Below are 24,639 nucleotides of genomic sequence, written 5' to 3'. Positions count from 1 at the left end.
ACGCGGTCTATCTGACATCCCGCACCGTGGAATGTGCGGGTCGCCCCACATCATCATTGTTTGAGGGTATCATGACCCTATGGATCATCCAGCGCCTGCTGCAAGCAATCCTGGTTGCTTTGGCCATGGCCGTGATCGTGTTTGTCGGTCTTCACCTGATCGGCAGCCCGATCGAAACCCTGCTTCCGGCGGAAGCCACGCACGAAGACCGCCTGCGGCTGATCGCCGATCTCGGCCTTGATCGCCCGCTGTACGAACAGTTCTTTCTGTTCCTGAAAGGTGTCCTACAGGGCAATCTCGGCATCAGCTACGTCTATAAGGAGCCGGCCGTCGAGCTGATCCTCTCGCGCTTGCCGGCGACCCTGGAGCTTGCCCTCGCCGCAGTTCTCCTTTCGCTCGTCTTCGGCGTTCCCCTCGGCCTCATGGCCGGATGGAAGCCGGAAAGCGCCTTTTCCCGCGTGATCATGATCGGTTCAATCTTCGGCTTCAGCCTGCCAATCTTCTGGATCGCCATTCTGCTCATCATGATCTTCAGCGTTCAACTGGGCTGGCTGCCCAGTTCCGGTCGTGGAGCAACCCAAACCCTGTTCGGCATTCCGTGGTCGTTCGTGACGCTCGACGGGCTGAGGCACATGGTGCTGCCGGCCGTCGGCCTTTCGCTGTTCAACATTTCCATGGTGACGCGTCTCACCGAAGCCGGTGTCCGCGAAGCCATGTCCAGCGAATATGTCCGGTTTGCCAGGGCCAAGGGCCTGTCGCCACGGCGCATCCTCAGCGTCCATGTTCTGAAGAACGTCATGATCCCCGTCGTCACGGTCGTCGGCCTCGATATCGGCCAGACAATCGCATTTTCCGTTGTCACCGAAACCATCTTTGCCTGGCCGGGTGTCGGAAAGATCATCATCGACAGCATCGGCGCGCTCGATCGCCCCGTGATCGTGGCCTACCTCATGCTCGTGGTCATCATGTTCGTCATCATCAACCTCGTCGTCGACGTCACCTACCGGCTGCTCGATCCACGTATCCGACTTCAGGGAGAGTGACGTGCCAGCAATTCCGCGTTCCGCCAAATTCCGCCCTGGGCTGCAATTCATGCGACAGTTTTCACGCTCGCCGCTGGCGCTCATCGGGCTCGTCCTGATCACCCTGATCGTCCTGTTGGCGATCTTCGCACCCGTGCTATCGCCTCAAAACCCTTATGACCTGATGCAGCTGGACATCATGGATGGCCGCATGCCGCCGGGATCGGAAGCCTCGGCCGGCTTCACCTTCCTGTTCGGCTCGGACAATCAGGGTCGAGACATGCTCTCGGCAATCCTTCATGGCCTGAGGATCAGCCTGATCGTTGGCCTCGGATCGGCGGCCATCGCCTTCATCATCGGCACCGCCTTCGGCCTGACTGCCGCCTATGTCGGCGGCAAGGTCGAAACGGCCATGATGCGCATCGTCGATCTCCAGCTGTCCTTCCCCACCATCCTTTCGGCGCTTCTCATTCTCGCGCTGCTGGGAAAAAGCGTCGGCAACGTGGTGTTCGCGATCGTGCTCGTGGAATGGGCCACCTACGCCCGCACCGCCCGCGGCGCCGCATTGACGGAGCTTCGCCGTGAATATGTGGAAGCGGCAAGGTCACTGCGCTTGCCGCACCGGAATATTCTGTTTCGTCAGCTTCTTCCAAACTGTCTGTCTCCGCTGGTGGTTCTGCTGACCATGCAGGTGGCGCGCGCGATCACGCTTGAGGCGACGCTCAGCTTCCTTGGCCTCGGCGTCCCCGTGACCGAACCGTCGCTCGGCCTCCTCATTTCCAGCGGCTATGAATTCATGTTGTCGGGGACCTACTGGATCGCCCTGTTCCCCGGGATAGCGCTTCTCGTCACCATCTTTGCGATCAACCTCGTCGGCGACCGCCTGCGTCAGTTGCTCGATCCGAAGGCTGCACCGAAATGACCGCCATGCTCGAAATCAGAAGTCTGAAGACCGAAGTCGTCACGTCGGAAGGTCGCGTCACGCTGATCGACGACATCAATCTCGAGCTCGCAGCTGGAGAGGTGATGGGGCTCGTCGGCGAATCGGGATCCGGAAAATCCGTTACCGGTCTGTCGATCATGGGCTTGATCGACAAGCCCGCCCAGGTCACCGGCGGACAGGTTCTCTTCAAGGGCAAGGATTTGCGGAACCTTTCCGAGAGGGAAATCCGGTCGGTCCGCGGCAACCGGATCGCCATGATTTTCCAGGATCCCATGTCGACGCTCAATCCCGTCCTGCGTATCGATACGCAGATGATGGAGGTCGTGCATGCCCATGAAAAGATCGGCAAGCAGGCAGCACGCGAGAGGGCGCGCGACGCATTGGGCATGGTCGGCATCCCCAGCCCCGAGGAAAGGCTGAGCGCCTATCCGCATCAGTTTTCCGGGGGAATGCGGCAGAGAGTTGCCATCGCCATTGCCCTGCTGATGTCGCCGGACCTGATCATTGCCGATGAACCGACCACGGCTCTCGACGTCACGATCCAGGCGCAGATCCTCTCGATCGTGCAAAAGCTTGCCCGCGACAAGGGAACCGCGCTGATCTGGATTACCCATGATCTTTCGGTTGTGGCCGGTCTCGCCGAAAAGGTGTCGGTCATGTATGCCGGCCGCATCGCCGAGCAGGGCAAGACGGCCGACCTGCTGCGCCGTCCCATGCACCCCTATACCAACGGACTGATCGCGAGCCTTCCTGCCCACAACCAGCGCGGCTCAAGGCTCAAGCAGATCTCGGGGACGACACCCTCCGTCGCCAACATGCCGAAAGGATGCGCCTTCCATCCCCGCTGCGCGTCGGCAACGCAGCTCTGTCTGAGCCCCCCGCAACTTGAGCCTGTCGAAGGTCGGCTTCTTCGCTGTTTTCACCCCGTCATGGAGGGAGCGTCATCATGAGCAACCGACTGGAAGTTCGCAGCGTCAGCAAACGCTTCAGCCGCAAATCCGGATTGGTGGAACGCGGCGCCGAATTCATGGGCCTGAAGCCCCCCAATCCCGTCGTCCGTGCCTTGGATGACGTCAGCCTGACTGTCGCGGAAGGCGAAGTCGTCGGGATCGTCGGCGAGTCCGGCTGCGGAAAATCGACACTTGGACGGGTGGTGGCAGGACTGCTGCAGGCGTCGGAGGGAACGGTGCTCTTCCGCGACAAGCGTCTTCAGGACATGCCCGGGGAAGAGGCCGAGGCGGCGCGGCTGAAGGTTCAGATGATCTTTCAGGACCCCTCCTCCTCTCTGAACCCCCGGCAGCGTGTGCGCGAGATCATAGGTGCTGCTCCCCTTCATCATGGACTGACGACGGCGCGGGAGCTGGATGATTATGTCAGTCTGCAGATGGCGCGTGCCGGCCTTGATCCTTCCATGGCATCCCGCTTTCCGCATCAGTTCAGCGGCGGGCAGCGCCAGCGTATCGGCATCGCGCGTGCGCTTGCGGTTCAGCCGGACATGCTGATCTGCGACGAGTCGGTCGCGGCTCTTGATGTGTCGATCCAGGCCCAGATCCTCAATCTGTTTCTCGACTTAAGAAAACAGCTCGACCTCACATACATCTTCATCAGCCACGACCTGTCCGTGGTCGAACATATCTCCGACCGCGTGGTGGTGATGTATCTCGGTCGTGTCGTGGAAGAAGCGGCGGTCGAAGAGCTGTTTTCGCACCCCAATCACCCCTATACCCGCGCGCTCCTCCAGGAGAGACCGAGCCTTGACCCGGTGCAGCGGAGCTTTTCGGCCATCGAAGGCGAAATACCGAGCCCGCTTTCACCGCCGTCCGGTTGTCACTTCCACCCCCGCTGTCCGTTGGCGATGGACCGCTGCCGGATCGAGCGGCCCGAGCTTCGTACGGTCGGTTCGCGCCACAAGAGCGCCTGCCACCTGAACGACTGACATCTGGAAATCACAATCTATAACCGTAAAGGAAGAACTATGTCTGTTTCAGCCCCTCTGGAACATCTCGGGACCGATCCTGGCCAAACATTTCCGGCAGAAGCATGGAAGCAGGTGGACAATCCGCAGGAACACGGCCTTTCGGCCGAGATCCGTGCAAAGGTCGATGCGGCGCTGGAGGCACTGCCGACCACGTCCTTCACGGCCGTTGCCGGAGGCGAGATCCTTTACAGCTATGGCGATATCAGCGAGGTGAGCTATCTCGCCTCGACCCGCAAGAGCATCCTGTCGATGCTGATGGGCAAAGCCGTTGCCGAAGGAAAGATCGACCTCGACCTGACCATGGCGGACCTCGGCATTGATGAGGATCACGGCCTGCTGCCGATCGAAAAGACGGCAACGCTGCGCGACCTTCTGATCAGCAGCTCGGGCGTGTACCACCAGCCGGGGAGCCCCGGTAGCAACACCAAGAACATTCCCGAGCGCGGCTCGAAGACACCCGGCGCCTATTTCCATTACAATAACTGGGATTTCAACGTGCTCGGGGCTGCGTTCGAACAGTTGACCGGCCGCAGTGTCTTCAAGGCCTTCGAGGAGGATTTCGCGGTTCCGATGCAGATGCAAGACTTCGATCCGGCCCGTCAGCGGATGATGGGTTACGACGGAGCGTCACGGTACCTCGCCTACCACTTCTTCCTGTCCGGCCGTGATATGGCGCGACTGGGGCTTGCAATGGTCCGCAATGGTCGTTGGGATAAAAGCCAGGTCGTCCCGGCCGACTGGGTGGAGGAAAGCACGAAGATCCGCGTTTCTGCGGACAAGATGAACGAGAGCAAGAAGTCCCGGATCGCCGGTTACAGCTATCTCTGGTGGATCCCTGTCGTTCGGGATGAAACACCGGAATGGCGGGGCGCCTGCATTGCCGCCGGTCATTTCGGCCAGTTCATCCTATGCCTGCCGGCGCTCGACATGGTGTTCGTGAACAGAAGGGCGATCCCGGACGACCTCGCAATCGCGCGCAACGACGGCAGCTTCAAGGAAGAACTGCCTGCCGTGACCATGGAAGATTTCCTCGCCGTGACCGATCATTTCATCCGCGCGAAGATGGCCGCCCGATGATCGAGACCGCGGGACGGCGGCCGATCAGGTCGCATCCGCGGTAAAGCAGGCCGAGATCTGTTCTCTCAGCCATTGACTTGCCGGATCGCGTTCCTTTTCGGCAAGCCAGATCATGCTGGTTGACTGTTTTTCCTCCGCAAACGGAGAGTCCAGCAGCAAGAGTTCATGTGAATGTTCAAACAGCCTTGCGACGCTTTCCGGCATGATGGCCACGAGATCGCTGCGGGCGATGATCGCAACCGCGGCGGAAAAATGCGGGACAACAGCGACAACCCTGCGCTGAAGGCCCATGGCATCCAGCCGCTCATCGATCCAACCCCGGCGACTGGGGGCGGAGGTGACTTTGACATGCCCGAGCGATAGCAGCGCATCGAGCGTCAGAGGCTTCTTTGCGGCCGGATTGGTGGCCGACATGATGCAGACCCGCCTCTCCGTGAAGAGGGACGTGCATCGATAGCGGGCCGGAAACGTGTCGGCCGTCATGACGGCCACATCGATGGCGCCCTCGTCGAGGTGTTCCTGAACGACCGGAAGGAAATTTCTGTTTTGCGTGCCGCCCGTGCGCGGCATGTGAATGACCTCGAGCACACAGTGCGGCGCCCTTGAACGCACACGCTCGAGAAGGCGGGGCATCAGGACGACCGAAAAATAATCGTTCATACCGATCCCGAATGCGCGATTGGAAGTCGCAGGTTCAAAATCAAAGCGCGACAGCATCACGGACTCAGTGTCCTCGATGATACGCCGCACGGCGGGAAATATCTCCGTGCAAAAGCGCGTCATCACAAAACCGCCGGACGTCTTCTTGAACAGCTCGTCTCCCAAGATCGCCCTCACGCGCTTGAGTGCATGGCTCATCGCGGGCTGGGAGAGGCCGATATACTCGCCAGCCGCCGTCATGTTGCCCTTGATCACGAGGGCATAGATGACCTTCAGGAGATTAAGGTCGATAGATCCCAACGGAAATCGCTGCATGCGAAACCAGCCTCAGTCTTCAGAGCGTGCGTAAATACAATGGCATGGACTGCGCCGACCGAGAATAGAGGACATCCCGTCGCTTCAGACAGTGGGCCAAAACTCTCAAAGCCGCGCATCCGATCATCCCATGTGACGCGCCAGGGTGACCATCGATCAACGAAAAGGACCGGCCCGACGGGGCCGATCCTCTGTTTTGATTTTTCTGGGCAGGAAGGCTTAAGCAGGCCGTTCTTCGCCCGCATTCGGCCGCCACGTGATCAGCCTCTTTTCTGCAAAGTCGAGGATGAGGTCGATGATGAGAACGAACACGGCCAGGATAATGATGCCTGCGAAGACGCCGACCGCATCGAAATTGCCTTCCGAGCGGGCAATCAGGTAGCCGAGGCCGGCGGATGCACCGAGATATTCCCCGATGATTGCGCCGACGACGGCAAAGCCGACGGAGGTGCGCAGTGACGACAGGATCCAGGTCGCCGCCGCCGGAAAGTAGACGTGACGCAGCAGATCCGAGCGCCTGGCGCCCAGGATGCGGGTATTCGACAGCACGACCGGGTTCACTTCGCGCACGCCCTGCATGGCGTTGAAGAAGGTGACGAAGAAGACGAGCGTGACGGCGAGTGCCACCTTCGACCACAGGCCTAGACCGAGCCAGAGAACGAAGATGGGGGCCAGAACGACACGCGGAATGGCGTTTACGGCCTTGATGAACGGGTCCAGCACGCGGGCGACGAAGGGGCTGAGACCCAGCCAGACGCCGGCGCCGACGCCGAGACCCGTGCCGATGATGTAGCCAAGCACCGTTTCGCTGAGCGTGATGCCGACATGCTTGTAAAAGCCGGTGTCGGAGACCCAGGCGATTACCTGTTTGACGATGTCATAGGGAGCCGGGAAGAAGAACCGGTCGATGGCACCGGAAGTGACGCCAAGCTGCCATCCGCCCAGAAGCACGACCAAGAGGGCGACCTGGATGATACGAATATTAACGGCTTGCATAGCTTTTCTCCACTTCGCCACGCAGAGACGCCCAGATATCGCGGTAGAGCGTCATGAATTTCGGATCGAGTTTGATCTCGGCGACGTTGCGAGGCCGTTCGAGATCGACAGGGAAGCTTTCGATGACACGGCTCTTCGGGCCGGCAGCGAGAACGACGACACGGTCTCCAAGCGCAATCGCCTCCTCCAGATCGTGGGTAATCATGACCACCGCGCGGCGATCTTCCTGCCACAGACGCAGCAACTCGTTCTGCATCAGGTGGCGGGTATGAATATCGAGCGCCGAGAAGGGTTCGTCCATCAGGATGACCTTCGGGCCGGTGATTAGCGCCTGCGCCATCTGGACGCGTTTGCGCTGCCCACCCGACAACTGGTGCGGGAAACGGTCGCCAAAGCCTTTCAGGCCGACCTTCTCAAGCCAGGCGAAGACCTTGGCGCGGCGCTCCTCTTCCGGGACGCCGCGAAACATCAGGCCGAGCTCGACGTTCTGGAACGCGGTTTTCCACGGCAGAAGCGCATCCTGCTGGAAGAGATAGCCGATATTGTTCTGCACCCCCTGGACCGCGGTGCCATCGATCGACACCTTGCCCTGCGCGGGCTTGAGCAACCCCGCAATGGCGTTGAGGATGGTGGATTTCCCGCACCCTGTCGGACCGACGATCGAGAGAAACTCCCCGTCACCGACCTTCAGGTTCACGTTCTGGACGGCCACGAACGAACCAAATGCCATGGTCACGTCATCGATCGCCACCATCGGCTTGGCTTTCAGTTCTGTCACGGCCTCTAGCTTTCTTACTGGCGAAGACATGGCGGATCCTCAGTTCCCGGCCTTCGAGGCAGCTGCCTCGACGAACTTGTTGGTGTAGGTTGTGTTGAGATCGATAGTGGCCTTGGCGACGGCTTCATTGAAGCTCTTCAGAACGGCCAGCGGCGTTTGCAGGTCGGCAGGCTCGAACTTGCCGTCTTCGGAGAAGATGGCCTTGGCGGCCTCAACGGCCTTGATGTAGGTCTGCTTGTCGCCGGAGACGTAATCATCGGGGAGCTTTGCCACGATCTCTTCGGCTGAGTGCTGCTTCATCCAGTGCAGCGCGCGAACCGTCGCATTGGTGACCTTCTGGATGACTTCGGGATTGGCATTGATGTAGTCCTGCGTCGCGTAAAGGACGGAGGTCGGATAGATCCCGCCGTAGACATCCTTGGCGCCCTGATCGCTACGGGCGTCGATGAGGATCTTGCCCAGCCCACGCTCAATGACGATGGTCGCGGCAGGATCGTAGTTGACGAGCAGATCGATCTTGCCCTGCTGCAGGGCGGCCACGGCCGCCGCACCCGAACCGACACCGATGATGGAGATGTCGTTGTCGCTGAGATTGTGCTGCTTCATGTAGTAGCGAATAAAGAAATCGGAGGAAGAGCCGGGCGAGGTGATGCCGATCTTCTTGCCCTTGATCGTCTCGGGCTTGGCCGGATCGAAGTCGGTATCGTTCTTGCCGGCAAGGACAAGGCCGGAATTGCGCGCAAGCTGGACGAAGCCGACCACGTGCTTGTTCTGCGACTGCATCTGGATCGTGTGATCGTAGAAGCCAACGGCGACGTCGGTGGAACCGGCAACCAGTGCCTGAAGCACCTTGGAGCCGCCCTGGGCGAAATTCTCGGTCGTTACGTCGAGCCCTTCATCCTTGTAGAATCCGAGGCTTGCCGCGACCGGGAAAGGCAGGTTGTTGAGGTTGTAGGAACCTACGCTCATTCTGACGGATTCGGCGTTGGCGGATGCTGCCAGCGCACAGAGCGCTGCAGTTGCAAGCAAAAATTTACGCATAAGGGTCTCCTCCCTGTTTCATGTTTTGCGTCAATATGGCCGTATCTAAGCTGCGGCTTCAATTGCAGCGATGGGCTTGGCGAAGGCGAAGCCTTCGAAAAGTCTGCGTGCTGTTCTCACAAGACCGGCTGTGATGGCCCCGTTTCGCATTTCAAGCTGTACGTCGAGCCGGCCGGCGGGGTGTTCGATGCGCACGAGGGTCGGTACGGAAAGACGGCCTGCCAGATCATAGGCAACGGAGCCTTCGGTCACAGCGGCGGTTGCGATACCGACTGCACCGGTCGTGGCCAGGGCGGGATGACAGTCGTTGGGCATGAAATACCGGACCGAAAGCGTACCACCCTTGCGCGCGGGCGCAATGAGCACCGGCTTTGGAATGACCATGTCGGCCACGTCGCCCATGCCCATCAGCTTGCCGGCTTCGATCCGGATGCGGCTCATGCGCTCGATCAGTTCGCGATTGGCGGTAAGGGCCTGCGGCTCCTCGTAACCCGTCACGCCGAGATCGGCGGCGCGCATCAGCACCATCGGAATGGCACAGTCGATGGCCGTCACCGCGATGCCGTCGATCATGTCGACCGCCTTGTCGGTGGGCAGCAACTTGCCGGTTTTCGCGCCGGCGGCATCCATGAATGTCAGGGCGATGGGCGCTGCAAGACCGGGCACGCCGTCAATCGAAGCATCGCCGAGATAGATGACCTCCCGACCACGCGTCGGCACCTTCGCCTCGATCAGCTTGCCGGTGTTGACGTTATGAATGCGCACCAGCGTATCGTTGCCCTGAGCCTCCACCAGCCCTGCCTCGATCGCGAAGGGACCGACGGCTGCCAGCATGTTCCCGCAATTCGGCGAATAATCGACAAACTGCCGGTCGGTGCGAACCTGGGCGAAAAGATAGTCGATGTCGGCGCCCTTGATCGATGAAGGACCGATGATCGCCACTTTGGACGTGACCGGATTGCCGCCGCCGATGCCATCGATTTGCAGCGGGTGCCCGGAGCCCATGATGGAGAGAAGGGCTGCATCCCGCTCTGCTCGTTCACGAGGAAGATCAGAGGCGAGAAAGAACGGCCCACGCGATGTTCCACCGCGCATCAGAACACAGGGTATCTTAATCAGATCGTTCATGGCTAAGCCTCAGTCTTGCATGCTGCGGATTAATGTCGCTTGTTGTTGCAATATGGGGAAAGACGCATAAACTGTTAAATGCAATGTTCGGAGGTTTTATTGCGATATGAGCATCAATTGCGAAATTCTTGATTTGCGGGCGTTTCAGGCCGTCGTCGAGCTGGAAAGCTTCCATAGGGCAGCTGATGCGCTGCATATCTCGCAACCGGCGCTCACTCGCCGGATCCAAAAACTGGAACAGGCCATTGGAGCGCCTCTTCTCGAACGAACCACCCGCCATGTCGCTCCGACGGCAATGGGCCAGGAGGTAATGCCACTTGTCCGGCGAATGCTGGAGGAGTTCGATGGATCGCTTTTTGCAATGAAGGACGGTGCACAACGACGTGGTCTTATTACGATGGCCTGCGTTCCTACAGCAGCGTTTTATTTCCTGCCGACCGTCATCAAAACCTTTAGCAAGGAATACCCGCATATCCGGTTGCGTATCAGAGACCTGACGGCAAATGAGGGCCTGCAGGCCGTGGCGCGTGGCGAGGTAGAATTCGGCATCAACCTGATGGGAAATTCGGATCCAGATCTGGCGTTTGAGCCGCTCATAGACGACCCGTTCGTCCTGGCGATGAGGAAGGACCATCGCTTGGCGGAATTTGAGACAATCGAATGGGATCAACTGGAGCCTTACCCGCTGGTTGTCGTTGACCGTTCCAGCGGCAACAGAACACTGCTCGACGGAGCGCTGGCGCGACACAATTTGAAACTGAACTGGTTCTATGAGGTGACCCATCTCAACACCTCGCTTGGCCTCGTGGAAGCGGGACTTGGGATCTCCGTGTTGCCACGTTTAGCCACGCCGCAGGATGATCATCCTTTCCTGGTGACAAGACCAATCGTGAACCCAGTGGTGTCGCGAACGATCGGCATTGTGCAGAGGCGAAGCAGTGTCCTATCTCCTGCGGCGGAGAAGTTCGTGGAGATGCTTTTGAAGGCCTGGAAAACACCTTAGGCAGTAACGGGCCACATGACCTATTCACGTTGGCCGCGCAGGCGGTCTGCCGTAAAGTCTCCTGCCTAGCTGGTCAGGTCGCCATTGCGAACTATGACGTTAGAGGTCCGCTGCTGATCGTCAACGATGCTTCTGTTGTCATAGAGGGTTTGTTTAAATTTTGAATCTACACTTCGCTGTTGGGTGCATGCACAGCATCCGGTGATGCGTATGAAGCGCAGGACTTGTTGCCATTGTTTTTCGGTTTCACAACCGGCACGACAGCAACTTAGCGCGCGGTGGCCATCAATGAAGAACATGAAAATCTCGCTTCAGCTGTTTTTGCTGGTTGGGGCCATGATAGCGACTTTCGCAGGCCTAACATTCCTCCAGATCCGGTCCTCGACGACGGCTATCTACCACGAGCGCTACGAAATGCTGCGCACGCAGGTGGAAACGGCAATCTCGTTGCTGAAGGACTATCAGGCCCGCGTCGAGAAGGGTCAGTTGTCTCTCGATGAAGCCAAGAAGCAGGCTTATGGCCAACTCAACAAGATGAGCTTCAACCCGGACGGTTATTTCTATGGATACGACTACGACGTCGTGCTGACGTTTCATCCCACTTCCCCAAGTGTCGGCCAAAGCAACAAAGGCGTTAAGGACGCCAACGGCTTCGCGTACCGCGATGAGCTGGTTCGCCTGGGGCGCGCCGGCGGCGGGTATGTCGAATTCCTCGGCCCGAAACCCGGCAAAGACCCGAATGACCGAACCTACTCGAAGGCAAGTTATGCTCGGGCGTTCGAACCTTGGCAGATCGTTATTATAACAGCGCTTTATACGGACGATCTGAAAGAAGACATCCGCAATTCAATCATCAAGATCGCCGGCGGCTCTGCCATCGCTTTCCTGCTGGCGATCGCCGCAGCGTTTTTCATCATCCGCGGTATTTCTCGTCCGCTCAATGCCATCCACGATGCCTTGAACGCCGTTGCAGATGAAGACGTCAATCTCCCCATTCCACATACGGACATGGGTAATGAAGTGGGCATGATGGCCCGAGCAACCAAGTCGCTACAGGAAAAGGTGCGCGAGCGCCACACGATGCTCGCCCGGCAGGAGGAACAGGGCCGCGAACTTGACACTGAACGCCAGCGCAATCTCGATAAGCAGCGCAAAGAAGCCGACGAGCAGGCGCATGTGGTCGCCACCATCGGCGCCTCGCTGGAAAAGCTCTCCGTCGGCGACCTCACGGTTCGCTGCGCGGATCTGGGGCCGAAGTATGAGGGCCTACGCCATAACTTCAACGACGCCCTCGCCCGCCTCGAACAAGCCATGAGCCGTGTCAACCTGAAGGGTTCCGATATAAGCGTTTCCAAGGAAGAGATCCGGCGCGCGTCCAACGAGCTTGCCCAGCGCACCGAGCGCCAGGCGGCCAATCTGGAAGAGACCTCCGCGGCGCTCGACGAGTTGACGGTGGCGGTTCGCCAAACGGCAGAAGGCGCGAGGGAAGCTGCCCAGCGCGTGAAGACCATCAGCAGTGAAACGCGCCAGAGTGACACCGTCGTTGAAAAAGCGATTGCGGCAATGAGCGGCATCGAACAGTCCTCCGCGGAGATTTCCAAGATCATCGGCGTGATCGACGAGATCGCCTTCCAAACCAACCTGCTGGCCCTCAATGCCGGCGTGGAAGCTGCACGCGCTGGCGAGAGTGGCAAGGGCTTTGCCGTCGTTGCCCAGGAAGTGCGCGAACTTGCACAGCGTTCCGCTGCCGCGGCCAAGGAGATCAAGGACCAGATTTCCCGCTCCGGCGGCCAGGTGGAACAGGGCGTTCAGTTGGTGGCGCAAGCCGGCGAGGCGCTGAAGCGTATCTCTGGTCAGATTGAAGCGGCCGACAATGTCGTGACGCGGATTGCGCACAGCGCGCAGGAGCAGGATACGACACTCCGATCCATCTCCTCGGCTATAAACCAGCTCGACACTGCCACGCAACAGAATGCCGCCATGGCGGAAGAAACGACAGCTTCGGCGGAGGTACTGGCCAACGACACCGGCGATCTTCTGGACCTCATCCGCGGCTTCCGTACCAATGCCAGGCCGAATGAGTTGCATGGTGTTGCTCAGCAGATGCGTCACGCCGGTTGAACTCCCTCGTCCGTTGACCCTCACACAAAGGCCGGCCTAATCGGGCCGGCGTTCGTGTGACAGAAAATCGGCATGGCGGTCTCCCGGTAATATTCGAGCAGCCTGCGACAAGAAACATGGGTGGTGGGTTGGCAAACAGAGCGACAGTTTGGAATATCGATCGGTATTATCCGCGCCATGCTGGGCACAAAATCGAGCGCTGCCTGAGCCGCCGGGTTTGATGATGGCCATCGGTTGAAGGAAAACGATAGACCCTTCGAGCTCTTGAGCGGATTCGAACCGGCGCCCCGCGATTTAGAGGGAGAATTTCAATGACGATTCCACGCGTTGGTGGCCCACGCGAGGAAACGCATCTACGGCAGCTGCAGGCCCGCGTTCAGCAGATCGTCAGGATAATGCTCTCGCGACTGGAACGCGCCGCTTCTGGCTGGTTCAACTCTCGCACACACCACGCGCCTTGCCAGCGACCGCGCGTCGACGGGGCCCCGGCTGCTATGTCACCCATTGGCCGACCAAGCAGAAATGCGCTCCTTATCTTGAACAACCGGTAGAACTGGTCACCGAAGCTTCGGTTTCAAAGGAGGCCACGGACACGATGACGCATTCGTTCCGTCGCCCACAGGCGCGACATTCGGTAACCGCTGTTCCACTCCCACGTTGCCTTCGTCGCTCTGATCTGTGATCGCCTATCCATAGACGAGCAATGGGAGTTTCTCCATGGAGAGTACATTGGAGGTTCTCACGACCAGGAAGTCTGGACGTGAGGTTCACCGGCACTGGTCGGACAAGGTGAAAGCGCAAATCGTTTCGGAGAGCCTCCGGCCCGGAGCGTTGGTGAATGAAGTAGCCGAACGGCATGGCCTGAAGCCGAACCACCTGTCCACCTGGCGAACGATGGCACGGCAGGGCAAGCTGGTTCTGCCTGCACCTGAGGACGCGGTGGAGTTCGCAGCAGTAATCGTCGAACCACCTGTCAGGAAGGGGCAGACACATTTTCTGTACGTCTCGGATCTGGCTCATATTGATTTTACCACACCGCGCCATACGCAGGAGGTGATCCTCCAGCGTAGCTTCATGCGGGAGATCACTAACGATCTTGAAGTACCTCATGTAACGCATCTGGGACGAAGTCTCTATCACATGACGGACGATCCTGTTCTGCGCCGCCTCGCGTTGCGGATATACCCCTTCTTCGATGCTCCTGAGACCATGGATTCATTGATGGCGGACCACTATATGTGGAGCCTTGGCATCTATCTTTGTACCCATTATGGCGACCTCGCGATACGCCGTCCGATTGTTGGAGGTTTGTGCACATGGCAGGTGCGTCTGGCCAAGGACGTCATCGAAACCAGCCTCGTTGGAGGCATCGGCCTTGCTGATCTCGCTCAGCTCTGTGGTCTTCGGACAAGCCAATTCGCGCACGGGTTCAAGCGTTCCACCGGCGTGGCGCCCTATGAATGGTTGCAATGCAGAAGGATAGAACGCGCAAAAGAATGCCTGTTAGCTGGAGGCAGCCTCTTTGACGTGGCTGCACTCTGCGGCTTTGCCGACGAAAGCCATTTGATCAGAATGTTTCGGCGAAGGATGGGCGTGTCACCCGGAGCTTGGCGACGGGCAAGAGGTAAAGGTTCCTCGGAAGAGACCGCAGCCGAAGCCAAATAAACTCCGAGTTATTGGATCTCAGGTAACTTCGGGAGACCTTCACAACCGGTCGGCTATCCTCGTCCGCAGCGTTTGGAAAACCTCTATAACTATCGATAAGTACTTCATACCGCAGGGCCCAAAGCCTCACCGGCGACGAGTTGCACATTTCAACCATGGCCAGTGACAACGGCACACTCTCGGCGATCTCGCCACCGATTTGCACGCCTGACTTTATCTGCGCCGACAACTTCAGGCCGGCTATGCAAGCAGCCATGAAATCGAGGGCTTCCGTCGGCAAAGCTACGTCCATGGGAAATGGGACCATACATCCGGGTCAGCAGGAAGACTTGATGGGGTCTGAACAGTTGTGCCGACGATGATTGCGACTCGGAGCAGCACGCACGTATTTGTGACCCCACCTAGGGAAACAAAACCATATCGCCGGACGAATAGCGGAGGTTGAGCCTATGAAAAGGAGACCTCATGTTGTCGTACGGCCGAAACCTCATTCATCTGACCATCGTTGCCTCCAGCCTCGTCTTCTCCGAACCGGTCCGAGCCGGCGAAATATTCACCCCCGATGGCGTTGCCATCCATGGCTATGATCCGGTGAGCTATTTTACCGATGGAAAACCCGTTAGGGGTTCCGCAGCCTTCACCACGATCTACAAGGGTGCGACGTTCCGATTTGTCTCCAGGGCCCACCGTGACCTCTTTGCGACCGACCCCGAGCATTATTCCCCACAATATGGCGGCTTCTGCGCTTATGGAACGGCCCGGGGCTATAAAGCGATAACGGAGCCGCAAGCCTTTTCGATCGTCGATGGGAAGCTCTACCTGAACTACGACGACGAGGTGGCCAAGACCTGGAGGAGCGACAGGCAGGCCTTCATCAAACGGGCTGATGAAAACTGGGACAAGGTGAAGACACAAGCCGCCCCCTGAACTACATGAGCATGGGACCCAGCCGTCGGCATGACTTCATCCTGCCGGCTGGGTGCCTTGATGAGCTTGCCGGACGCTGCAGTCTATCCCGATGTGGACTGATCATCAGGCAGCCGAGCAGCCCGCTCCGCCTCTTCAAGCAGTCGAATGACATGGTCGCGATCCTGATCAACATGCGGCGGCGCAAGATCGAAGCGAACGGGCGTGGCCGACATCTTCAGGGGATTACCGAGAACACGAACGTCCCGCCCGTCCCCACCCTGCATCGTCACGACCATTTCACGCGCGAGAGTGTGAGGATGGCCGAGCACCTGATCGAGCGTGGCGACACGTCCGGCGGGCACCCCGACTTCCGTCAGTCGCTCCTCCCATCGCTCCGCGCTTTCCATCGCGAGCGCCTGCGATATCAGCGGGTCGAGAGCCTCGATGTTCTGCACACGATCGCGATTACGGCGGAAGCGTGGATCATCTGCAAGCCCGGGCGCACCAATGACAACGCAGAACCTTGCGAACTGCTGGTCGTTTCCGACCGCGACGGCCAATTCGCCGGCGGCGGTCGGGAACGTCTGATAGGGCGCGATATTCGGATGACGATTGCCTATGCGCCCCGGAATCTTTCCGGAAACGAGATGGCCTGTTGCGGCATTGATCAGCCAGGCGACCTGCGCATCATAGAGGGCGAGATCGATGAACTGACCTTCACCAGTCCGCTCGCGGTGCCTCAGCGCTGCCAGGATGCCCACTGTCGCATACATGCCGCACATCACATCGGCGATACCGAGCCCCACCTTGAGCGGACGTCCGCCCTTTTCCTCAGGCTCGCCGGTAATACTCATGATACCGCCCATCGCCTGCACCAGAAAATCGTAGCCTGTCCTGTGAGCATAAGGCCCGGTCTGGCCGAAGCCGGAGATGGAGCACCAGACGATATCAGGCTTTATCATCCTGATATCGTGGTATCCAAGGCCACGTCGAGCGAGATCCCCCGGCTTGTAGTTTTCGATGACGACATCGGAAATGGCAGCCAATCGCCTTACAAGCGCCGCCCCCTCATCCGCGGCAAGGTCGATGGCGATCGAACGCTTGTTGCGGTTGGCGCAAAGGAAATACGCGCTGAGATCGCTGTCCTCGCCTTTCGCATTCGCGATGAAGGGCGGCCCCCAGCCGCGCGTATCATCGCCCACCCCCGGCCTTTCGACCTTGATGACATCCGCGCCGAGATCGGCCAGCAACTGCGTGGCAGTCGGTCCGGCGAGTATGCGTGACAGGTCGAGAATACGCAGCCCGTCGAGGCTGCGGGGAAAAGACTCTTCAGACATGAAACCTCATACTTTCCACGGAGAGCTTTTGAACCAACGGACGAAATAGGCAGTGGCGACGAGAATGGCGAAACCTGCGAGATTGGCTACCGCTTCGGCCAAAGGATTGCGCCCCACATGATCCAGCGCGATGCCGATAATCTGAGCGACCACCATGCCGGTGATGAAGACCGCCAGCGATTGCTGCCCGACAACGGTCAGGACCCTGACGGCCGGGCCGCGCAGGCGAGAGCCTTTCTCGCCGACGACGTGGACGGCGATGTAGCAGAGCGCGAGAAAATGAACGAAGCGCAGCGCTCCGAAATGGCTCTTGTCTGTAAGAAAGGCGATCTCCTGAGCCGCGGTCTTGAAGAAAGGATGCATCTCGAAAAACCGCACCCAGGCGAAAGGTACCGAAAGGAAGACAAAGGCAATAGCGAGAAGCATCAGCCGGCGGTCGAAACCGGGATGGGGCAGGCTTCCGCGCATCAGGAAGAAGCCGGTAAAGAATAGCAGTTGCCAGCCGAGCGGGCCGAAGAACCATGTTCGTTCGGACCACGGCTCGGCCGAAAATCCGGTGAACCCGAATTGTTCGGCCAGCCACAGACCGGCCATCAGCAGGAAAGGCAGTCCCCGGTGGCAACGCTCCGCCAGCACCATCACCGGCATGAGCGCCAGCACGACGATATACATCGGCAGGATGTCGAAATAGTTCGGCACATAGCGCAGCGTCAGGAGGGAGCCCATCAGCGATCCGGGATCACGTATGAAGGGAAGGAGATTGAGGCTTTCGAGATAGGAGACGCCGTCAGGGCGGGTGCCGGCCGCAGCCATGATTGCGACCAGCACGACGAAGACTGCAATATGAGCCCAGAAAATCTGCCAGATACGCTGTGCGACCCGCGCAACGAACGCCAGCATTCCGGCCCTGTCGAACGTCGATCCGAATGCGATGGAGGAAGCCATTCCGGACTGGAAGACGAACATTTCCGTGGCATCGGAAAATCCGAAGCGTGCGGGAATCCACAGTGCCCAGCCGTCATAGGGAATATGCGCGGTCAAAATGATGAGCATGCCGACGCCGCGAAAGAAATCGAGACGCGGGTCGCGGACTCTGCCGGTTGCGGTTCTGACTGCTGCGGCGCTAGAAAGCGCCCGCATAGGCTGCGGCGTCGAACCGGCAGCAGATGAGGCTGAAGCACCGGCGCTCTCGCGCGGCCGCAAGTTCGTTACGGAAGTCATCGAGGGTCTCCACATTGATACCGTATCCGCCGAAGCCATGCGCCACGGCGGCAAAATCCGTCAGACCAAGCTCGACGCCGATCGGCTGCAGACCCGAAGAGGCCTGTTTCAACGCGATCAGAGCGAGGCTCCGGTCCTGAAAAACGATGATCGTCAGAGGCAATTTCTGGTCTCGCACCGTGGCGAGTTCTCCGATCCCCATCTCGAGGCCGCCATCGCCCATGACGGCGAAGATGCGTCTTTCCGGCGCGGCGATCGCGACGCCTATGGCAAGGGGAAGCGCCGCGGCCATGGTGCAGAAGCCCGCCGACTGCAGCAGGGCAAGCGGCTTCTGCGCAACCCATTTCTGGGACAGCAAAATGCGGTGCGCGCCGCTGTCGACGGTCACGGTCGCGGCATCGCCGGCTTCTTCCTGCAAAGCCTCGACGATGGCATGAGGCCCCCAGGCCGGCGTCGCAGAAAAGAGGCGGGCAAGTGCAGCCCGGGCCGCCTCCGGCTCTCCGTCTGCCCAGCCGGGGATGCCGGCCGCCTTTATCGCAAGCGCGTCAACGAAAGGCGCCAGAGGCGCGACGACCTGCGTGCCGGCATGGTGCATGCCGTGATCGACCGCCGCTTCGGTGATCTCGATGAGTTTCGCGCCGTCTCCGGCGAAGTCCAGCCAGCCGAGCCGCATCTCGATCGGATCGTAGCCGATGGCGAGGATCAGGTCGGCACGTTGGCAAAGCGGCAGCAGGATGCCATCGGCGCGGGGTGAAAGCCCTGCCCCTCCAAGCGCAAGCCGGTGGCTTTCCGGAATGACACCCTTGCCCTTGTAAGTCGTGAGAACAGGCGCTCCCAGCGCCTCGGCAAGAGACCGCAGGGCGGCACCTGCTCCGGCGCGGCTTGCCTCGAAGCCGGCAAGGATAAGCGGGCGCTCCGCATGGCTGATCCGTTCCAGAACCGTCACTACGGCCGGATCGTCAAATCGTATTGCCGGGCGCAATATGGCAGGAGGTGAAACAAGATGTCGCTCCGGGCCAGTCATCGCTGCAACAGCCGGGGAAAGATCGAGGTGCACCGGCCCCATCGGTGCGGTCGTCGCGATGGCGATGGCGCGAGCGACGGTGGAAGCCGCACTTTCCGCCTCGATTTCGAACGATGCCTTGACGATCGGAGCCAGCAGTTTTGAATGATCGATGACCTGGTGGGTGTAACGCCCTCTCGTGGAATGATCGACGATGCCGGAAATCACGATCAGCGGTACGCGCTCCTGCAGGGCGTCGGCAATGCCATTGACCGCATTCGCCAGTCCAGGACCAACCGTGGTGACGAGCAGCTGCGGCCTGCCCGAGACAACGGCAGCACCGGCAGCCATGATGGCGGCGGCGGTTTCGTGACGGGCAAGATGAAAGGTGATGCCTGCCTTTTCGAGGCCGTCGACCAGTGTCACGACCTCGCCTCCGGGCATTCCGAACGCATCGGTCACACCGTGAGCGGCTAGGGTTCCAGCGATGCTGTCAGCCACCCGCGCGACGGCAGGCAGGGTGTTGCGGGATGTCATGAAGTCCTCTCGTCAACGTGAATGCAGGGGAAATTGCCGCCGTTGGGCAAAGCCTGTACGCCTTTGGCCATCAGCCTGTCTTGGGAGTTTGCCCGATGCTTTTGCGCTTTCCCGTCGTCCTGATTTGTGCCGGAATGGCCCTGCCCGCCTGGGCGGGAATGCCATGTGGCGGCGACACCGCCTGTATGGTCGAAGGCGGCGACTATCGTATCGAAATGCCCGGGGATGGCGACGTTCGTGGCGCCTATGTCTTCTTCCATGGCTACAAGGGGTCGGCGGAACTGCAGATGCGCCAGCATCGCGACCTCGTGGAAACCACGCTTGCCCATCATCTCGCCTTCGTGGCGGTGGACGGCGTCGATGGAAGCTGGTCGGTCCCGAACGCCCCCAGCAAGGATCGCGATGAGTTCCGTTTCGTGTCGAACGTCCTCGACGATCTGAAAGACCGCTATGATTTCGGCGCCCAAAACACCGTAATCGGCGGATTTTCGCTCGGTGCTTCTATGGCCTACTATGCGACATGCCGCATGGGTAACCGGGTCGATGCGATGGTGACATTTTCCGGTGTCTTCTGGGATCCGCTGCCGGCACCTTCCGACTGCGTTGCCGAACAGCCGACGGCCATCCATTTTCACGGCCGCGCGGACAGGACTTTTCCGCTGAACGGCAGGGCGATCGGAAAATCGTATCATCAGGGCGATGTGTTCCGCAGCGTGGCGGTCCTGCGCGAGGCGGCGAAATGCGATATCACGGCAGGGCGCAAGATCGTGATCGACGGCATCGAATGCGACGACGTCTCCGGATGCCAGCGCGGCAACAACGTCTTGTGTATTCACGATGGCGGACATGAGGCGCGTGCGAACCTTCTCGATGCCGGTTTGCGGGAAGTCGGCTTCCCGGAATGAAAGATGCCGCCCGCATGAAATACGGGCGGCAGTATGGATCAGCGGCCGAAGGCCCGAACGACATAAGCCACGACGACGCCGAAGATGATGTGACCGAAAAGCGATGCCCAGGTGAGCGGGATAAAGCCCAGGAACGGCGGAAGCCCCGCGAACAGATGTGCCATCACATAGAGCGCGAATATCCAGAGCCCAGTACCGAAGCCGATACCCGTAAGGAGCAGCGGCAAATTCGGAAGGACGAGCCTCTGCAGCGGACGAGCGATGAAGAGGTAGCCGATCGGGTAGAAGATGACGCCGACAATGGCGTGGATGGCCTCGGCCACGAGCAGATTGCTGAAGCCGAATACCGACTGCACCAGAGCCGCCGGCTCCAGCGGCCCGCCGACGAGGACAGGCGTGACGAGACGGGCCCATATTTCCCAGGAAATATCGGCGGCAAGACCTGCCGCGATGATCGTCCGGATAAGACCGGGTTCGGTGGCGGGAAAGATCGACGGCTTGTGCATTTCATTGATCATGGTCATTAGGGTTTTCCTCCGGTTTCAGATGGTTTCAGGCAGATAGTCCCGGTCCGGCGGCGATTTCGATCGAGCGAAGGAGGCGGTCCTCGGTCTTGAGGTGCCTGCGCACATCGCTCACCCTGGAAACGCCGGCGATATCGCCATTGCTGCCCAGCGCCCGGGCAAGGGCCAGAACGAAGAAGTCCCGCTGTGCGTTGCTGCCGCCGATCCTGGGCAGGTTGACCATCATGCGGTCGAGCATCTGCCTATCCGCGGGGGCGCCGAGACCGGCGAGCATGCGCGCAAGCGGCACACCGACTTCGGCCGCGACCCTGCCCTGATCTCCAGGGCCAAGAGCCCTGGCCTCGATCTCCGCAACCAGCGTTGCGGCGGCATTGCGATCGCCTATGGCGACGAGAGCTGCGAGATTGTGAAGGGCCGCAAAGACGAGTGTGGTATCCGTCTGGCGGCCGCGGGCCACCTCGGCGAGATCATGCCAGCGCGCGCCCGTGTGGACGCCCATCTGGTTCAGCCTCCAGAGAAGCGAGACGGCATTGGCCATGTCGCGGAAATCGTCGGTCGGCTGCGGACGGACCTCGTCGTCATAAAGTTCCAGAACCCGATCGTGATCGCCACGCTCCAGATGAAGCAGCGCCAGATGCCAGGCCATGTGAAAGGAAAAATTGTTGCAGCGCGACCAGGCGCCCCGGCTGTCTTCCAGCCAGTCGATGCCTGCCGCGGTTTGTCCGCGCATTTCGTACACATGGGATACCGCGTGCAGCCCCCATGAATCGTCAGGCTGCAATGCGACCGCCTTCTGCCCGGCCTTCAGGGCCTCCTCGTAATACCCGGCCTCCTCCAGCGAGAAGGCATGACAGCCATGGATGAAGCCGGCAGCAGTATTTGCGGGATCGAGGGCATCGACCGCCCGCCGCGCCGCATTCAGCATACCCGGCCCGTCACCCATCATGAACCGCAGCGCGTGGGAAAGCTTGAAGGGAAGAAATGTCGCAGGCCGCTCAGAAAAGCCGCTGTCGAGAATGTCGATCGCCCGGGTGAAGGAACCGCCTTCGGCAGCAGCCAGCGCCTCGACCAGAACACGCTCGTCGCGGGATCCACCGGAGCGCGCCGCGAGCGAACGTCGGGCATCGGCAAGAGCCTCGCCTGCGACGGTGTTCAGTTCCGAGCGCGCGAGAATGAGATTGGCAAAGCCCTTCAGCGCATGCGCGCCGACGTGATCGGGATCGGCGCGCAGGGCGGATTGCAAAGCGGCCCCCGTATTTGGCCGGTGCGTTGCCAGACCATGGACCGCGTGTTCGAACGCGCGTCGTGCCTCGAGGCTATCGGTGCTGGTATGCAGATCATAGGCATCACGGTTCATTTCAGTCTCCTTGAGTGGGTCGGCGGACAGCGAGGTGATCCGGGCATCGTCGGTCGAGGGCCGACTTTGGCGTTTACGAGCGCGGCCCGGGGATCGTTACAGCGGAGCGCCTTTTTTTCCGGCGCGCATCGTTTTCGGGCGAAAGATTTCGGGAAATCTTCGCGCCGACGTAACGAACCGGCCTCGGCCAACGAACCCGATCCGGAAGAGCGCAAAGGCAAAGGAGTGAACTATGCCCCGCCCGGAAACGGCAACAGACAAGCTCGGCATCGCCATCGAGGATCTCGCCGATATCGCTGGAGAAGGAACCGACACGAGATGCGGCGATGTCGTGACGCCAGAGCTTCTCGCCCTTCTCCAGAGCGGTATCGTACTGACGGTAGCTCCATCGATGTGGTGGCCGCATCTCGATGAAACGGAGAACTGGGAGTTCACGGTACGCTCAGGTGCAGGAGGGCGTCTCCTGACGCTCGATCAGAGAGGCTTCGGTCCGCTGGCCGTGGTTGATCCGAACGAAATCGTTGTCCTGCATAGCGTGACGGACGTCTTCGTCTTTCAATTATGGGGACGCCTGACACTGGTGGAATCCAAAGGTGCCTGTTTCGAGCTCGTCCTCTGGCAGGTCACTGCGACCCAGCCCGACCTGCCGGCGCTGCTGAAGCGACGGATCAGACAATTGCAGGAGACTGTCGAGTGGCTCCGGCTGGAAGTCGCACTGAACCACGCGCAGCAATAACGACGCTCCCGAGCGGGGCAGCCGACTTTGACAAGCCGAAGGTGCGGGACATGTACATATACGCCAAGGCGATCCACGTTTTCGCGGTCGGAACACTGATCGGCGGCATGCTGTTCGTCGCCATCCTGTTGCGGCTGACTTCCGGCAAAGAATATTCGCCCGATATCCAATGTCTGGTCCGCAGGGCGATATGGTGGGACAGCCGCATTTCGACCCCTGCCCTCTTCGTGGCCTGGGCTGCGGGGTTTTCGATGGCTGCCGACGCCGGCTGGTTCGATTCCGGCTGGATGCTGCTCAAGCTGATACCCGTTGCGTTTCTGACCGGGCTGCAGCTGTTTTCCGGTGCGATGCTGGAAAAGCTTGCTCTCGGCGGACAGGACTATCGATCCATTCGAGGTTACATGCCGGCAGCCGTTCTCCTGGCCTTCGCCCCGATCGTTTTTCTTGCTGTCGTCAAACCCTTCTGAGTGCCCGGACCGTCTTCGGGCATCGCGCCGGATGGCTTGCGCGGGCCGGCGCGACATTCTCTTCTGGAGAATTTCCGGCGAACAGGGGATCGCCAAAATGCTCTATCTTTTTGTTTTTACGGCATTATCCTCAGCCGAAGCGATCACGTTTCGGCTGGAAATGCTCAACGATCGGTTCCCGCCGAAAGAAGCGCACCGCCCTGCGGCAGCTGGAGCAGGACCGCAGTGCGCAGGTTTCGTCCGGCCTGAGGGAATTTCAACCTGACAGCCTCCCCCTGATAGGTTCCGAGATGCCGGAGTGCGTGCACCACATGCGTATGGGCAAGCGTGCTCCCACGGTTTTCACCACGCGATACGGGAACGTTCTCGACTGCGGGATCGTAACGGACGAGCCAGATGTCGGCAGTCTGTCGAAAACCATGATCGCTCTCGATCTTTACGGAGGAGCGGTTGACCGCAATGGCCGGGCCGGCAAGCGGTTCCGCTCTCGATATGAGTTCACGCGCTTCCGGCAGATTGTTGCCCACGGCGCTTGTCCGGCCGTTGAAAACCATCTGCGGTGTGAAGGGGCCGCGCAAGCCGAGCGCCGGTTCGTAGACCACCTGCCTTGCGGTGAACTCTTCCCGCCCGTTGGTGTCCTTCCAGCCGAGATAATCCCAATATGTCACCGAAAAACTCAGGACGAGAATATTCCTGCCGCGGGCAAGCTCGATGAGATTGGCATTTGCGGGAGGGCAGGATGAACATCCCTGACTGGTGAAGAGTTCCACGACGGTCAGCGGCTGATCGGCTGCGCGCGCTGTCGCCGCCGCTGAGAGCACGATGCCCGCCGACAGGATTTGCATGGCGATGGTTCTTGAAATCGGCATGAGAGCATTTCCCTTCCTGTTGCAAGGTCGCCAGGCCCCGTTGGCCC

General features: G+C 59.9%; 23 protein-coding genes. 12 read left to right on the top strand and 11 right to left on the bottom strand.

Annotation, left to right across the window (positions count from 1 at the left end):
- Positions 1-71: 71 nt before the first annotated feature.
- Genes H4I99_RS17685 through H4I99_RS17665 form a run of 5 tightly spaced genes read left to right on the top strand, consistent with a single transcriptional unit; the run spans position 72 to position 5,020 of the window.
- A complete protein-coding gene (locus tag H4I99_RS17685) occupies positions 72-1,043 on the top strand; it encodes an ABC transporter permease (RefSeq protein ID WP_163897669.1) in 972 nt (323 codons plus the stop codon).
- 49 nt (positions 1,044-1,092) lie between these two features.
- A complete protein-coding gene (locus H4I99_RS17680) occupies positions 1,093-1,944 on the top strand; it encodes an ABC transporter permease (RefSeq protein WP_163897667.1) in 852 nt (283 codons plus the stop codon).
- Entirely contained in the window at positions 1,941-2,915 is a 975-nt protein-coding gene (locus tag H4I99_RS17675) for an ABC transporter ATP-binding protein (protein WP_163897664.1), read from the top strand. Before H4I99_RS17680 ends, H4I99_RS17675 begins: the two co-directional genes overlap by 4 nt.
- The gene (locus H4I99_RS17670; RefSeq protein WP_163897661.1) at positions 2,912-3,901 is read left to right on the top strand and encodes an ABC transporter ATP-binding protein; all 990 of its coding nucleotides are present in this window, start codon (positions 2,912-2,914) and stop codon (positions 3,899-3,901) included. The genes H4I99_RS17675 and H4I99_RS17670 overlap by 4 nt, the downstream gene beginning before the upstream one ends.
- A gap of 39 nt (positions 3,902-3,940) precedes the next feature.
- Positions 3,941-5,020, top strand: coding sequence for a serine hydrolase domain-containing protein (locus H4I99_RS17665; protein WP_163897658.1), 1,080 nt, complete (start codon positions 3,941-3,943; stop codon positions 5,018-5,020).
- A 24-nt stretch (positions 5,021-5,044) separates the two neighbouring features.
- Here the strand turns inward: H4I99_RS17665 and H4I99_RS17660 are convergent, their stop codons facing one another.
- From H4I99_RS17660 to H4I99_RS17640, 5 genes are all read right to left on the bottom strand, one after another.
- A complete protein-coding gene (locus H4I99_RS17660; RefSeq protein WP_163897654.1) occupies positions 5,045-5,995 on the bottom strand; it encodes a LysR family transcriptional regulator in 951 nt (316 codons plus the stop codon).
- A gap of 219 nt (positions 5,996-6,214) precedes the next feature.
- Positions 6,215-6,991, bottom strand: a complete 777-nt coding sequence (locus H4I99_RS17655; RefSeq protein ID WP_163897651.1) for an ABC transporter permease — start codon at positions 6,989-6,991, stop codon at positions 6,215-6,217.
- Positions 6,978-7,799, bottom strand: a complete 822-nt coding sequence (locus tag H4I99_RS17650; protein WP_186663358.1) for an ABC transporter ATP-binding protein — start codon at positions 7,797-7,799, stop codon at positions 6,978-6,980. The genes H4I99_RS17655 and H4I99_RS17650 overlap by 14 nt, the downstream gene beginning before the upstream one ends.
- 9 nt (positions 7,800-7,808) lie before the next feature.
- Positions 7,809-8,810: an ABC transporter substrate-binding protein gene (locus tag H4I99_RS17645; RefSeq protein ID WP_163897648.1), complete on the bottom strand. Its 1,002-nt coding sequence runs from the start codon at positions 8,808-8,810 to the stop codon at positions 7,809-7,811.
- Between the two features lie 45 nt (positions 8,811-8,855).
- Positions 8,856-9,938 (bottom strand): 4-oxalomesaconate tautomerase, encoded by a 1,083-nt coding sequence (locus H4I99_RS17640; RefSeq protein ID WP_163897645.1) that lies wholly within the window; start codon positions 9,936-9,938, stop codon positions 8,856-8,858.
- 106 nt (positions 9,939-10,044) lie between these two features.
- Here H4I99_RS17640 and H4I99_RS17635 point away from each other — a divergent pair, with 106 nt between their 5' ends.
- From H4I99_RS17635 to H4I99_RS17620, 4 genes are all read left to right on the top strand, one after another.
- The gene (locus H4I99_RS17635; protein ID WP_163897642.1) at positions 10,045-10,941 is read left to right on the top strand and encodes a LysR family transcriptional regulator; all 897 of its coding nucleotides are present in this window, start codon (positions 10,045-10,047) and stop codon (positions 10,939-10,941) included.
- A gap of 288 nt (positions 10,942-11,229) precedes the next feature.
- Entirely contained in the window at positions 11,230-13,062 is a 1,833-nt protein-coding gene (locus tag H4I99_RS17630; protein WP_163898262.1) for a methyl-accepting chemotaxis protein, read from the top strand.
- Positions 13,063-13,779: 717 nt separating this feature from the next.
- Positions 13,780-14,727, top strand: a complete 948-nt coding sequence (locus H4I99_RS17625; protein WP_244625156.1) for a helix-turn-helix domain-containing protein — start codon at positions 13,780-13,782, stop codon at positions 14,725-14,727.
- Positions 14,728-15,192: 465 nt separating this feature from the next.
- A complete protein-coding gene (locus H4I99_RS17620; protein WP_163897639.1) occupies positions 15,193-15,654 on the top strand; it encodes a YHS domain-containing (seleno)protein in 462 nt (153 codons plus the stop codon).
- Between the two features lie 83 nt (positions 15,655-15,737).
- On the opposite strand, the gene H4I99_RS17615 is transcribed toward H4I99_RS17620, so the two are convergent.
- From H4I99_RS17615 to H4I99_RS17605, 3 genes are read right to left on the bottom strand one after another with little or no spacing between them, the layout of a single operon-like run.
- Positions 15,738-16,973: a CaiB/BaiF CoA transferase family protein gene (locus H4I99_RS17615; RefSeq protein ID WP_163897635.1), complete on the bottom strand. Its 1,236-nt coding sequence runs from the start codon at positions 16,971-16,973 to the stop codon at positions 15,738-15,740.
- Positions 16,974-16,979: 6 nt separating this feature from the next.
- Positions 16,980-18,113: an OpgC family protein gene (locus H4I99_RS17610; protein WP_280513887.1), complete on the bottom strand. Its 1,134-nt coding sequence runs from the start codon at positions 18,111-18,113 to the stop codon at positions 16,980-16,982.
- The gene (locus H4I99_RS17605) at positions 18,097-19,734 is read right to left on the bottom strand and encodes a thiamine pyrophosphate-binding protein (protein ID WP_163897632.1); all 1,638 of its coding nucleotides are present in this window, start codon (positions 19,732-19,734) and stop codon (positions 18,097-18,099) included. Before H4I99_RS17605 ends, H4I99_RS17610 begins: the two co-directional genes overlap by 17 nt.
- Before the next feature lie 95 nt (positions 19,735-19,829).
- Between H4I99_RS17605 and H4I99_RS17600 the strand changes: the two genes are divergently transcribed.
- Positions 19,830-20,639 (top strand): CE1 family esterase, encoded by an 810-nt coding sequence (locus H4I99_RS17600; protein ID WP_163897628.1) that lies wholly within the window; start codon positions 19,830-19,832, stop codon positions 20,637-20,639.
- A gap of 38 nt (positions 20,640-20,677) precedes the next feature.
- On the opposite strand, the gene H4I99_RS17595 is transcribed toward H4I99_RS17600, so the two are convergent.
- Complete coding sequence (locus tag H4I99_RS17595) at positions 20,678-21,163, bottom strand: hypothetical protein (protein ID WP_163897622.1); 486 nt, start codon at positions 21,161-21,163, stop codon at positions 20,678-20,680.
- 28 nt (positions 21,164-21,191) lie between these two features.
- On the bottom strand, positions 21,192-22,520 hold the full coding sequence (locus H4I99_RS17590; protein ID WP_163897619.1) for a tetratricopeptide repeat protein: 1,329 nt from the start codon (positions 22,518-22,520) through the stop codon (positions 21,192-21,194).
- Between the two features lie 232 nt (positions 22,521-22,752).
- Between H4I99_RS17590 and H4I99_RS17585 the strand changes: the two genes are divergently transcribed.
- Together H4I99_RS17585 and H4I99_RS17580 are read left to right on the top strand one after the other, a co-directional pair.
- Positions 22,753-23,256: a hypothetical protein gene (locus tag H4I99_RS17585; RefSeq protein ID WP_163897615.1), complete on the top strand. Its 504-nt coding sequence runs from the start codon at positions 22,753-22,755 to the stop codon at positions 23,254-23,256.
- Between the two features lie 50 nt (positions 23,257-23,306).
- Complete coding sequence (locus H4I99_RS17580) at positions 23,307-23,723, top strand: CopD family protein (RefSeq protein WP_163897612.1); 417 nt, start codon at positions 23,307-23,309, stop codon at positions 23,721-23,723.
- 164 nt (positions 23,724-23,887) lie between these two features.
- Here H4I99_RS17580 and H4I99_RS17575 read toward each other — a convergent pair whose 3' ends face one another.
- Positions 23,888-24,592: a DUF1223 domain-containing protein gene (locus H4I99_RS17575; RefSeq protein WP_163897609.1), complete on the bottom strand. Its 705-nt coding sequence runs from the start codon at positions 24,590-24,592 to the stop codon at positions 23,888-23,890.
- Positions 24,593-24,639: the final 47 nt, after the last annotated feature.

Source organism: Paenirhizobium daejeonense (assembly GCF_014280875.1).
GTDB classification, from domain to species: Bacteria; Pseudomonadota; Alphaproteobacteria; order Rhizobiales; family Rhizobiaceae; genus Allorhizobium; species Allorhizobium daejeonense.
The sequence above is the reverse complement of the archived record's forward strand: the minus strand, read 5'-3'. Positions and strand labels throughout refer to the sequence as shown.

Bases quoted from the DNA above. Each gene is read 5' to 3' on its own strand.
- H4I99_RS17685 (WP_163897669.1), top strand. From the start codon at position 72: ATGACCCTATGGATCATCCAGCGCCTGCTGCAAGCAATCCTGGTTGCT.
- H4I99_RS17680 (WP_163897667.1), top strand. From the start codon at position 1,093: ATGCGACAGTTTTCACGCTCGCCGCTGGCGCTCATCGGGCTCGTCCTG.
- H4I99_RS17675 (WP_163897664.1), top strand. From the start codon at position 1,941: ATGACCGCCATGCTCGAAATCAGAAGTCTGAAGACCGAAGTCGTCACG.
- H4I99_RS17670 (WP_163897661.1), top strand. From the start codon at position 2,912: ATGAGCAACCGACTGGAAGTTCGCAGCGTCAGCAAACGCTTCAGCCGC.
- H4I99_RS17665 (WP_163897658.1), top strand. From the start codon at position 3,941: ATGTCTGTTTCAGCCCCTCTGGAACATCTCGGGACCGATCCTGGCCAA.
- H4I99_RS17660 (WP_163897654.1), bottom strand. From the start codon at position 5,995: ATGCAGCGATTTCCGTTGGGATCTATCGACCTTAATCTCCTGAAGGTC.
- H4I99_RS17655 (WP_163897651.1), bottom strand. From the start codon at position 6,991: ATGCAAGCCGTTAATATTCGTATCATCCAGGTCGCCCTCTTGGTCGTG.
- H4I99_RS17650 (WP_186663358.1), bottom strand. From the start codon at position 7,799: ATGTCTTCGCCAGTAAGAAAGCTAGAGGCCGTGACAGAACTGAAAGCC.
- H4I99_RS17645 (WP_163897648.1), bottom strand. From the start codon at position 8,810: ATGCGTAAATTTTTGCTTGCAACTGCAGCGCTCTGTGCGCTGGCAGCA.
- H4I99_RS17640 (WP_163897645.1), bottom strand. From the start codon at position 9,938: ATGAACGATCTGATTAAGATACCCTGTGTTCTGATGCGCGGTGGAACA.
- H4I99_RS17635 (WP_163897642.1), top strand. From the start codon at position 10,045: ATGAGCATCAATTGCGAAATTCTTGATTTGCGGGCGTTTCAGGCCGTC.
- H4I99_RS17630 (WP_163898262.1), top strand. From the start codon at position 11,230: ATGAAGAACATGAAAATCTCGCTTCAGCTGTTTTTGCTGGTTGGGGCC.
- H4I99_RS17625 (WP_244625156.1), top strand. From the start codon at position 13,780: ATGGAGAGTACATTGGAGGTTCTCACGACCAGGAAGTCTGGACGTGAG.
- H4I99_RS17620 (WP_163897639.1), top strand. From the start codon at position 15,193: ATGTTGTCGTACGGCCGAAACCTCATTCATCTGACCATCGTTGCCTCC.
- H4I99_RS17615 (WP_163897635.1), bottom strand. From the start codon at position 16,973: ATGTCTGAAGAGTCTTTTCCCCGCAGCCTCGACGGGCTGCGTATTCTC.
- H4I99_RS17610 (WP_280513887.1), bottom strand. From the start codon at position 18,113: ATGCGGGCGCTTTCTAGCGCCGCAGCAGTCAGAACCGCAACCGGCAGA.
- H4I99_RS17605 (WP_163897632.1), bottom strand. From the start codon at position 19,734: ATGACATCCCGCAACACCCTGCCTGCCGTCGCGCGGGTGGCTGACAGC.
- H4I99_RS17600 (WP_163897628.1), top strand. From the start codon at position 19,830: ATGCTTTTGCGCTTTCCCGTCGTCCTGATTTGTGCCGGAATGGCCCTG.
- H4I99_RS17595 (WP_163897622.1), bottom strand. From the start codon at position 21,163: ATGACCATGATCAATGAAATGCACAAGCCGTCGATCTTTCCCGCCACC.
- H4I99_RS17590 (WP_163897619.1), bottom strand. From the start codon at position 22,520: ATGAACCGTGATGCCTATGATCTGCATACCAGCACCGATAGCCTCGAG.
- H4I99_RS17585 (WP_163897615.1), top strand. From the start codon at position 22,753: ATGCCCCGCCCGGAAACGGCAACAGACAAGCTCGGCATCGCCATCGAG.
- H4I99_RS17580 (WP_163897612.1), top strand. From the start codon at position 23,307: ATGTACATATACGCCAAGGCGATCCACGTTTTCGCGGTCGGAACACTG.
- H4I99_RS17575 (WP_163897609.1), bottom strand. From the start codon at position 24,592: ATGCCGATTTCAAGAACCATCGCCATGCAAATCCTGTCGGCGGGCATC.